We start from the raw sequence: 8,961 nt of genomic DNA, 5'->3' as shown, positions 1-8,961 counted from the left end.
GAAGAACTACTACCTAATTCAGTGATAGCGACCACCACCTAAGGTGACAGTTGTTATTCACGTCAGCTTTCTTAGATTGAAGTAATTTGCCTGGCGGCCATAGCGCCGTGGAACCACCTGATCCCATGCCGAACTCAGAAGTGAAACGCGGTAGCGCCGATGGTAGTGTGGCATTCGCCATGTGAGAGTAGGACACTGCCAGGCACCCAACACGAAAACCCCCGCTCGATGAGCGGGGTTTTTTATTACCTGAAATTTGAGTCTTTGGCACTCATCGTCATGTGATAGCCCCCTTATGAGGCTTTTGTTCGATTCCCTCCCCGTATCTTGTCCCGCATTTTTTGCATCGTTTCGCTCGAAACTCATCCATTTATACCACTGGTTGGATATAAAAAACACAGAATGTGATGCCTCTACCTTTCTTGTGATGCCCGCTCTGCTTTAATTCGTCTGCTCACGTTCGATGGGCCAAGGAATCACAATAATTTGAGGAATGGACACATGTTCAAAAGAACAGTAACGATGATGCTGGCGGCGGGAACCCTGGTATTAGGCGGTTGCGCATCCCATGGTGGTGCAGAACAGGCGGCAGACAACAGCGATTTCGGTGGCAAGTCCATCTACCTGCGTGGGGAAATGAACGACTGGATGGCAACCGATGCGAGCAAGGTGGTCAAGGTTGCTGACAAGCTTTACATGGTCAAAGGCACGCTCAAGAAAGAGTGGGCTCCCTACAAGTTCAAGTTTGCCGACTCGGGCTGGAGCTGTGGCACCAACTTTGGTTACAAGAGCCCGAGTGACGGTGTCGCCGTGCTGGGTGGGGAAGCCGTGCCGGTCAACCCCTGCTCCAAGTATGAGGACATGAAGTTCTCGCCGGATGCGGATGGGGTCTATGAGTTCTATCTGAATATGGCTGGCGAGACACCGACCGTGTACGTCAAGAAACCCTGAGTGCTTCCTGATCGCTAAATCTTTCAGGAAATGAATCAGTTAAATGCCTCGGCCCAGAAACCTGCTGGCTGGGGCATTTTTTTAGGATAGAATCGGCACCCTCATGGCAGTGGTTATACTATATATTGTGTTATTTTTTGTAAGTGTCACTATTAGTTGTGTTTTTATCGCTGTCATGACGTTGATGCATTCACATAAGGTTGATTGAAAATGGCTAAATCCAACCCGGTGCTGGAGAGTGAACTCGGCTCCCGCCTCATCCCCCTGCAGGAAACGTCCCTCGAGATCTGGGACAGCAAGTATCGTCTCAAGAGCAAGGATGGGGCCCCCATAGATGGCTCTATCGACGAGACCTACCAGCGGGTTGCCCGCGCCCTGGCCGAGCAGGAGCGCGAGCCTGATGCCTGGTATGAGCCCTTCCTGTGGGCGCTGCGCAACGGCGCCATTCCGGCGGGGCGTATCACCTCCAACGCGGGTGCCTTCGAGCACAAGCCGGCCACTTCAACCATCAACTGTACCGTCTCCGGTACCATCGAAGATTCGATGGACGATATCCTCGGCAAGGTGCACGAGGCCGGCCTGACCCTGAAGGCCGGCTGCGGCATCGGTTATGATTTCTCGACCCTGCGCCCGCGCGGCGCCTTCGTCTCGGGTGCCGGTGCCTATACCTCGGGCCCGCTCTCCTTTATGGATATCTATGACAAGATGTGTTTCACCGTCTCGTCAGCCGGCGGTCGCCGCGGCGCCCAGATGGGCACCATGGATATCCGTCATCCCGATGTGATCGAATTCATCCAGGCCAAGCGGGAAGATGGCCGCTTGCGTCAGTTCAACCTCTCCCTGCTCATCACCGAGGATTTCGTCAAGGCGGTGAAAGAGGATGCTCCCTGGTCGCTGATCTTCCCCTACACGGCCAAAGAGGTGGAGCAGGACGGTATTGGGCTGGACGATCCCGAAGTGGTGTTCTGGGCCGACTGGCCCAACAAGGAAGGGGTGGTCATCAACGCGCTGGGGCAGGTGGCCTGCAAGGTCTACAAGACCATGCCTGCCCGCAAGCTGTGGAACGTCATCATGACCTCCACCTACGACTATGCAGAGCCCGGCTTCATCCTGATCGACAAGGTCAATCAGATGAACAACAACTGGTTCTGTGAAGAGATCCGCGCGACCAACCCCTGCGGTGAGCAGCCCTTGCCCCCCTACGGTGCCTGCCTGCTGGGGTCGGTCAATCTGACCCGGTTTGTGCGCGATCCCTTTACTGAACAGGCTGCCTTCGACTGGCAGGGGTTTCGCAAGGTGGTGGCCATCTTCACCCGCATGCTGGACAACGTGGTGGAGATCAACCAGCTGCCGCTGGCCAAGCAGCGCGAGGAGATCACAGCCAAGCGCCGTCACGGCATGGGCTTCCTCGGCCTTGGCTCGACCCTCACCATGCTGCAGATAAAATATGGCTCAGCCGCCTCCGTCGCCTTCACCGAGCAGGTATCCCAGGAGCTGGCCATGACTGGCTGGCAGGAGTCCCTGCGTCTTGCGAAAGAGAAGGGGGTTGCCCCCATCATGGAGCAGGAGTTCGAGGTAACCGGCAAGATGCTGCGTCTGCACCCCGAAATGGCGGCCGATGGCATCAAGCTGGGCGACAAGGTGAAGGGCAAGGTGCTGCATGCGCGCTACAGCCGCTACATGCAGCAGGTGGCCGAGGTGGATCCCGCCCTGGTGGCCGAGCTGGCCGAGGTAGGGGGGCGTTTCACCCACCACAGCAGCATAGCGCCGACCGGTACCATCTCCTTGTCGCTGGCCAACAACGCCAGCAACGGTATCGAGCCGAGCTTTGCCCATCACTACAGCCGCAACGTCATCAAGCCAGGCAAGAAGAGCAAGGAGAGCGTGGATGTCTACTCGTTCGAGCTGCTCGCCTACCGCGAGCTGGTCAACGCCGGCGCAATGCCTTACTCGGAGGATGACGCCAGCCGCCTGCCGGGCTACTTCATCACGGCCGACGACATCAGCCCGGCCCAGCACGTGGATATTCAGGCAGCGGCCCAGCGCTGGATTGATTCCTCCATCTCCAAGACTGCCAACGTGCCGACCGATTTCCCGTTCGAGCAGTTCAAGGACATCTACATGTATGCCTCGGACTCGGGGCTCAAGGGCTGCACCACCTTCCGCTTCAATCCTGAGGCCTTCCAGGGCGTGCTGGTTAAGGAGAAGGATCTGGAGAACACTCAGTACGAGTTCACCCTGGAGGATGGCTCCGTCATCTCCGTCAAGGGGAACGAAGAGATCGAATACGATGGCGAGCTGCACACTGCCGCCAACCTCTATGACGCCTTGAAAGAAGGCTATTACGGTAAATTCTGAGAACAGATTATGGTCAAGAAGATCGACAAGAAAATCGTCGCCTACAAGGTGAAAACCCGGGATGAGCCGCAGGAAGATCTGGCCCCGCAGGATGACGTGGTGCACATGCACGAGACGGTGCTGCGCCCGGAGCGGCTGATGGGCACCACCTACAAGCTGAAGACGCCGGAGCATGTCTCCGAGCACTCGCTGTTCATCACCATCAACGACATCATTCTCAACGAGGGCACGGTTCACGAGACCCGTCGCCCGTTCGAGATCTTCATCAACTCCAAGAGTCTGGAACACTATCAGTGGATAGTGGCGCTGACCCGCATCATCTCGGCGGTGTTTCGCAAGGGCGGGGATGTCACTTTCCTGGTGGAGGAGCTGAGATCCGTGTTCGATCCCAAGGGCGGCTATTGGAACAAGGGCAAGTATGTTCCCTCCCTTATCGCCGAAATTGGAAACGTGATCGAGACCCATCTCACTGAGATCGGCATGATCAAGCTGCCGGGGCTGGATGAGCATCAGCAGGCATTTCTGGCCGAGAAACAGGCTGAATTGCAGCTCCCACAGCAGGCCGAAGAACAGCAGGCCGGCAGTGGTTTCCCGGCCAGTGCGGCACTCTGCTACAAGTGCAATACCAAGGCGCTGGTGCAAAAGGATGGCTGCATGACCTGTCTCAACTGCGGTGACTCCAAGTGTGGCTGACAAGCCACTGAGCACTTGAACAAGACCGGCCACAGAGCCGGTCTTTTTTATTGCTGCTTTTCTGTTCGAACGATCCTGCCGCTCAAGCGATTTGTTGCACGATAGTAAAATCGGGCGTAGCGTTGGGGGTAATAAAACTGTCACGCTCGTGTGGTTTCAATGACATCTGAGATTCACACACGTGGCACCTTCAGTGCCAAGGAGGATGCTTATGGACAATACGGACCGAAAGCTGTTTATCCTGGATACCAATGTTCTGCTTCACGAACCCCTCGCCATCTACTCCTTCAAAGAGCACGACGTGCTCATCCCCATGACGGTGCTGGAAGAGCTCGACAACATCAAGGATCGCCACAAGGATGTCAGCCGCGATGCGCGGGTGGCCATTCGTGCGCTGGAAGACGTGTTTCGCGATGCAACGCCGGAGCAGATCACCCAGGGCGTACCGCTGGCGGGTGAGGCGAGCGGCAATATCTGTATCTTCAGTGACCACCATCTGCCCCAGGATGCCGAGGTGTTCACCGACAAGGAGGCGGACAACCGCATCATCAACGCGGCCCTCTATCTGCAAAAGCATGAGATGAAACGCCAGGTGGTGCTGGTGACCAAGGACATCAACATGCGCCTCAAGGCCAAGGGGGCCGGGTTGGCGCACGTCGAGGATTATCGCAGCGACCAGCTGATCGACGATATCCGTCTGCTGGCCAAAGGCTTTCAGGTGGTGCCCGGCAGTTTCTGGGAGCGGGTCGGCGAGTGTGACAGCGAGACCCATGGCCGCGATACCGTCCATGTGATCGACTCGAACTTGCTCGAGGGAGTACACGTCAATCAGTACCTGCTCGACGAGGAGAACTTCTTCGCCGCCCGGGTATTGAGCAACGATGGCCACAAGATCCGCATCAAGGATCTGGGCCGTGAGCGGCTGATGTCACGCAAGGCCTGGGGTGTCCATCCCAAGAACGTCTATCAGGGCATGGCGCTGGATGCCCTGCTCGATCCGCACATCTATCTGGTGATCCTGACCGGCCCGGCCGGTTGCGGCAAGACCTTGCTGGCCATGGCTGCCGCACTGGAGCTGGTGATTGAGAAGGGGATTTACGAGAAAGTCATCGTCACCCGCAATACCCCGGAAATCGCCGAGAGCATCGGCTTCCTGCCCGGCACCGAAGAAGAGAAGATGATGCCCTGGCTGGCGGCGGTGACAGATACCCTGGAGGTGCTGCACAAGCAGGACGAGAACATGAGCGGCTCGCTGAGCTACATCATGGAGAAGGCCAACATCCAGTTCAAATCGGTCAACTTCATGCGCGGGCGCAGCATCCAGAACACCTTCGTGCTGCTGGACGAGTGCCAGAACCTGACCGCGTCCCAGATCAAGACCATCATCACCCGTTGCGGCGAGGGGACCAAGATCGTCTGCTCCGGCAACCTGGCCCAGATCGACTCCAACTACCTGAGTCCGGTGACCTCGGGTCTGACCTACATAGTCGAGCGTTTCAAGGGTTTCGACGGCAGTGCCAACATCTTCCTGAACGGGGTGGTGCGCAGCAAGCTCGCCTCCTTCGCTGAGGAAAACCTCTGATTTAACTGACTATCTTCATATGAAAAAGGGGAAGCCAAGCGGCTTCCCCTTTTTTGATCCCATCGCCGGTTAAGCGTCCCGGGGTCATTGCCCAAGGTAGCGCAGCAGGCCGGGATGATCGCTGTTTTGCAGTATATCGGGTGTGCCCTGCAGGGCGATGCGGCCCTCATCGACGAACAGCACCTGATCGGCGATGAGTTGCGCATCTTCCGGATTGTGAGAGACCATCAGCACAGTGATGCCCTGCTCGCAGGCAAGCCTGGCCACCTCCGCCAGCATCTCCCGGCGCAGGGCGGGATCGAGCGCCGAGAAAGGCTCATCCAGCAGCAGCAAGGGCTTGCCACGCACCAAGGCGCGCGCCAGCCCGACCCGCTGTTGCTGGCCGCCGGAGAGCTGCTCCGGCAGCCGTGCCAGCATGTCGCCAAGGCCGACCCGCTCTGCGGCCTGTTTCACCTGCGCCTGCTGAGCCGGGCTCAAACGCAGGCCCGGGGGCAGACCGATGGCGATATTGTCGAACACCGACAGGTGCAGGAAGAGGTTGTGATCCTGAAACAGGGTAGTGACCGGCCGCTCGGCAGGCCCCAGCGGCAGCAGATCTTCGCCGTCGAAGCTGAGGGTGCCTGACTCCACCGGCACGAAACCGGCGATCATGCCAAGCAGGGTCGACTTGCCCGCCCCGCTTGGCCCTATCAGCGCGGTGATCTCTCCCTTGGGCAGGGTCGCGCTGAAGCTGACTCGCCAATCGGGGTAGCTGGTGACCAGCCCATCAATGTTCAGCATTTTTTCCTCCAAGCCCGCGTTCTACCAGCCAGAACAGGGAAAAACAGAGCGTGAGCAGCAGCAGTGCGGTGGCGGCCGCCTCGGTCAGCCGGTAACTGCCGAGCTGCTGATAGAGCAGCCAGGGCAGGGTGGTGAGCTCCTGGCTGCCAAACATGGCGATGGCGCCGAGATCCCCGAGCGACAGTATCATCGAGAGCGCCATCGCCAGTGCCAGCGGGCGGCGCAGCAGGGGCCACTCCACCAGCCGCAGGCGATGCAGACCGCGCACCCCCAGGCTGTCGGCCAGTCTATCGTACTGGCGCACCACCAGCTGCATGGGGGCTGAGAGGGTGCGCAGCACATAGGGCAGCGCCATCAGGGCGTTGACCAGTACCACTAGCCAGGGGCCGAGGGCAAAGACATCGGTAAAGGGCATGAACATGATGAAGAGGCCAGTGGAGAGCACCACCGCCGGTATCATCAGGATCATGGATCCACTGGCTTCCCACAGGGCTGCGGCACGCCGCTGACGGGTGCGTACCTTGAGGTGACGGCTGGTGAGCAGCAGGCCGCTGCCGAGCAGGGTGGCCAGGGTGCCCGCCGCCAGCGCGATCAGCAGCGACTGGCCGCTGGCCTGCCACAGCTGCGCCGAGGCCAGCGCCGTCAGCAGGCCGGGATTGAAACCGGCCACCAGGATTGCCAGCAGAGGCGGCAGGAAGATGGCGAGCCCGGTGCAGAGCGCCACGGCATCCACCAGCACGGTCCCCGGTTGATGGCGATCCGGTCGAAGACAGGGGCGATGGCTGCTGATCCGGCTGGCCGGTGTGGTCTGCAGCTTGTGTTGCAGCAGGAGCAGGGTGGCGGTCAGGATCAACTGCACCAGCGCCAGGCCGCCGGCGGTAGCGAGGTCGAAATCAAAGCGCAGCGCCTGATAGACGGCCACCTCCAGCGTGGTGGACCTGGGTCCGCCCCCCAGCGCCAGCACAGTGGTGAAGCTGGTGAAGCAGAGCATGAAAATGAGGCTGGCAAGCCCCGGCAGTATGCCGCGAATGAGCGGCCACTCCAGCAGCCGGAAGATGTGGGAGGAGCGCATGCCCAACTGACTGGCGAGACGCCAGCTCGATTCGGGGATGCTCTCTATGCTCTGCAGCATGAGGCGCGCCGCCAGCGGCATGTTGAAGAAGACGTGGGCCAGCAGTATGCCAAACAGGCCGTACAGGTAGTTGCCGGGATCCAGCCCCAGGCCGCGCAGCAGCTGCGATAGCCAGCCTTGTTTGCCGTGAACCGCCACTATGCCGAAGATGGCGATGATGACTGGCAGCACCAGGGAGAGCCCAAACAGCTTGAGCAGCAGGAGTCGACCAATGAAGCGGCGCCGCGCCAGCGCTCTTGCCACCGGAATGGCTACACCTAAGCTCAGCAGGGTGGAGAGCAGCGCCTGCCCCAGGCTGAAGCCCAGCACATGGCGCAGATAGGGATCGGCCAGCAGGGTGCGGGGGGCCAGCGAACCGGCCTGCCACAGCAGGGCGACGAGCGGCCCCAGGGACAACAGCAGGATCAACAGGGTGGCTGCGCTACCCGGCAGCCACCAGAGGGGACGAACGCTGGTGCTCACTGGGTGACGGCTTGCAGCCACTCGCGGATCCAGTTCTTGCGATTGGCGGCCACCTCATCGCTGGTGAAACTCAGCGGCTTGCTGACTGTGATCATCTGCTCGAAGCCCTTGGGCAGCGGCGCATCTGTCACCGGATACATCCAGTTGCCGGCAGGGATCTCCTGCTGGAAGGCGGGGCTTATCATGAACTGCAGAAACTGGTCGGCCAGCTTGCCCTGTTTGGCGCTTTTCAGCTTGGCGGCCACTTCCACCTGACGGTAGTGCCCCTCTTCGAAGGCGGCGGCCTGATACTGGGGCTTGTTCTCGGCAATCAGGTGATAGGCGGGGGAGCTGGTGTAGGAGAGTACCATGTCCGCTTCCCCATCGAGGAACATGCCATAGGCTTCGGACCAGCCCTTGGTCACAGTGACCGTCTTCTTGGCAAGCTCGGTCCAGGCGGCAGGCGCCTGCTCGCCATAAATGGACTTCATCCACAGCATCAGCCCCTGACCCGGGGTAGATGTGCGGGGATCCTGATAGATCACCTTGAGATCCGGGCGTTCTACCAGCTCTTTCAGGCTCTTGGGGGGCGCTTTGAGTTTGTCCTTGTTGTAGACGAAGGCGAAGTAGCCGTAGTCATAGGGGACGAAGGTGTCATCCTGCCAGCCGCCCGGCACCTTGATGCCATCGAGCTTGGTCGTGTGCGGGGCGAACAGGCCGCTCTGCTTGGCTTCGCTGATGAGGGCATCATCAAGCCCCAGCACCAGATCGGCCTTGCTGTGTTTGCCTTCCAGCCGCAGCCGGTTGAGGATGGCGACGCCATCTTCCAGCGCCACAAGATTGAGGTTGCAACCGCACTCTTTCTCGAATGCCTGCTTGATCTTGGGACCGGGTCCCCATTTGGCGGTGAAGGAGCTGTAGGTATAAACGGTGAGGGTGTCAGCCGCGAAGGCCTGGGTACTGAGCAGGCTGGTGGCAACCAGCAGCAGGGTTTTCATCAAGCGGCACTCCCTGTTAGTAGTGA

General features: G+C 59.5%; 7 protein-coding genes and 1 rRNA gene. 5 read left to right on the top strand and 3 right to left on the bottom strand.

Annotation, left to right across the window (positions count from 1 at the left end; genetic code table 11):
* The first annotated feature begins 89 nt into the window (after positions 1 to 89).
* From rrf to AXW79_RS05040, 5 genes are all read left to right on the top strand, one after another.
* A 5S ribosomal RNA gene (rrf, locus tag AXW79_RS05060) occupies positions 90 to 204 on the top strand.
* A 297-nt stretch (positions 205 to 501) separates the two neighbouring features.
* Positions 502 to 951 carry a pullulanase gene (locus AXW79_RS05055; protein WP_011899055.1) on the top strand — a complete coding sequence of 150 codons (450 nt, stop codon included), beginning with the start codon at positions 502 to 504 and terminating at the stop codon, positions 949 to 951.
* Positions 952 to 1,161: 210 nt separating this feature from the next.
* Entirely contained in the window at positions 1,162 to 3,309 is a 2,148-nt protein-coding gene (locus AXW79_RS05050; RefSeq protein ID WP_005311568.1) for an adenosylcobalamin-dependent ribonucleoside-diphosphate reductase, read from the top strand.
* Between the two features lie 9 nt (positions 3,310 to 3,318).
* Positions 3,319 to 4,002 carry a TSCPD domain-containing protein gene (locus AXW79_RS05045; protein WP_005311570.1) on the top strand — a complete coding sequence of 228 codons (684 nt, stop codon included), beginning with the start codon at positions 3,319 to 3,321 and terminating at the stop codon, positions 4,000 to 4,002.
* Between the two features lie 211 nt (positions 4,003 to 4,213).
* Positions 4,214 to 5,584 carry a PhoH family protein gene (locus AXW79_RS05040; protein ID WP_005311572.1) on the top strand — a complete coding sequence of 457 codons (1,371 nt, stop codon included), beginning with the start codon at positions 4,214 to 4,216 and terminating at the stop codon, positions 5,582 to 5,584.
* 84 nt (positions 5,585 to 5,668) lie between these two features.
* On the opposite strand, the gene thiQ is transcribed toward AXW79_RS05040, so the two are convergent.
* The 3 genes from thiQ to thiB are packed head-to-tail and all read right to left on the bottom strand — an operon-like array spanning position 5,669 to position 8,935.
* On the bottom strand, positions 5,669 to 6,364 hold the full coding sequence (gene thiQ, locus AXW79_RS05035) for a thiamine ABC transporter ATP-binding protein (RefSeq protein ID WP_005311574.1): 696 nt from the start codon (positions 6,362 to 6,364) through the stop codon (positions 5,669 to 5,671).
* On the bottom strand, positions 6,351 to 7,958 hold the full coding sequence (thiP, locus tag AXW79_RS05030; protein ID WP_005311576.1) for a thiamine/thiamine pyrophosphate ABC transporter permease: 1,608 nt from the start codon (positions 7,956 to 7,958) through the stop codon (positions 6,351 to 6,353). Before thiP ends, thiQ begins: the two co-directional genes overlap by 14 nt.
* Positions 7,955 to 8,935 (bottom strand): thiamine ABC transporter substrate binding subunit, encoded by a 981-nt coding sequence (gene thiB, locus AXW79_RS05025; RefSeq protein WP_005311578.1) that lies wholly within the window; start codon positions 8,933 to 8,935, stop codon positions 7,955 to 7,957. The genes thiP and thiB overlap by 4 nt, the downstream gene beginning before the upstream one ends.
* Positions 8,936 to 8,961: the final 26 nt, after the last annotated feature.

This window comes from Aeromonas salmonicida subsp. salmonicida (assembly GCF_001643305.1).
GTDB lineage: Bacteria > Pseudomonadota > Gammaproteobacteria > Enterobacterales > Aeromonadaceae > Aeromonas > Aeromonas salmonicida.
This window is presented reverse-complemented; position numbering and strand designations above follow the sequence as displayed.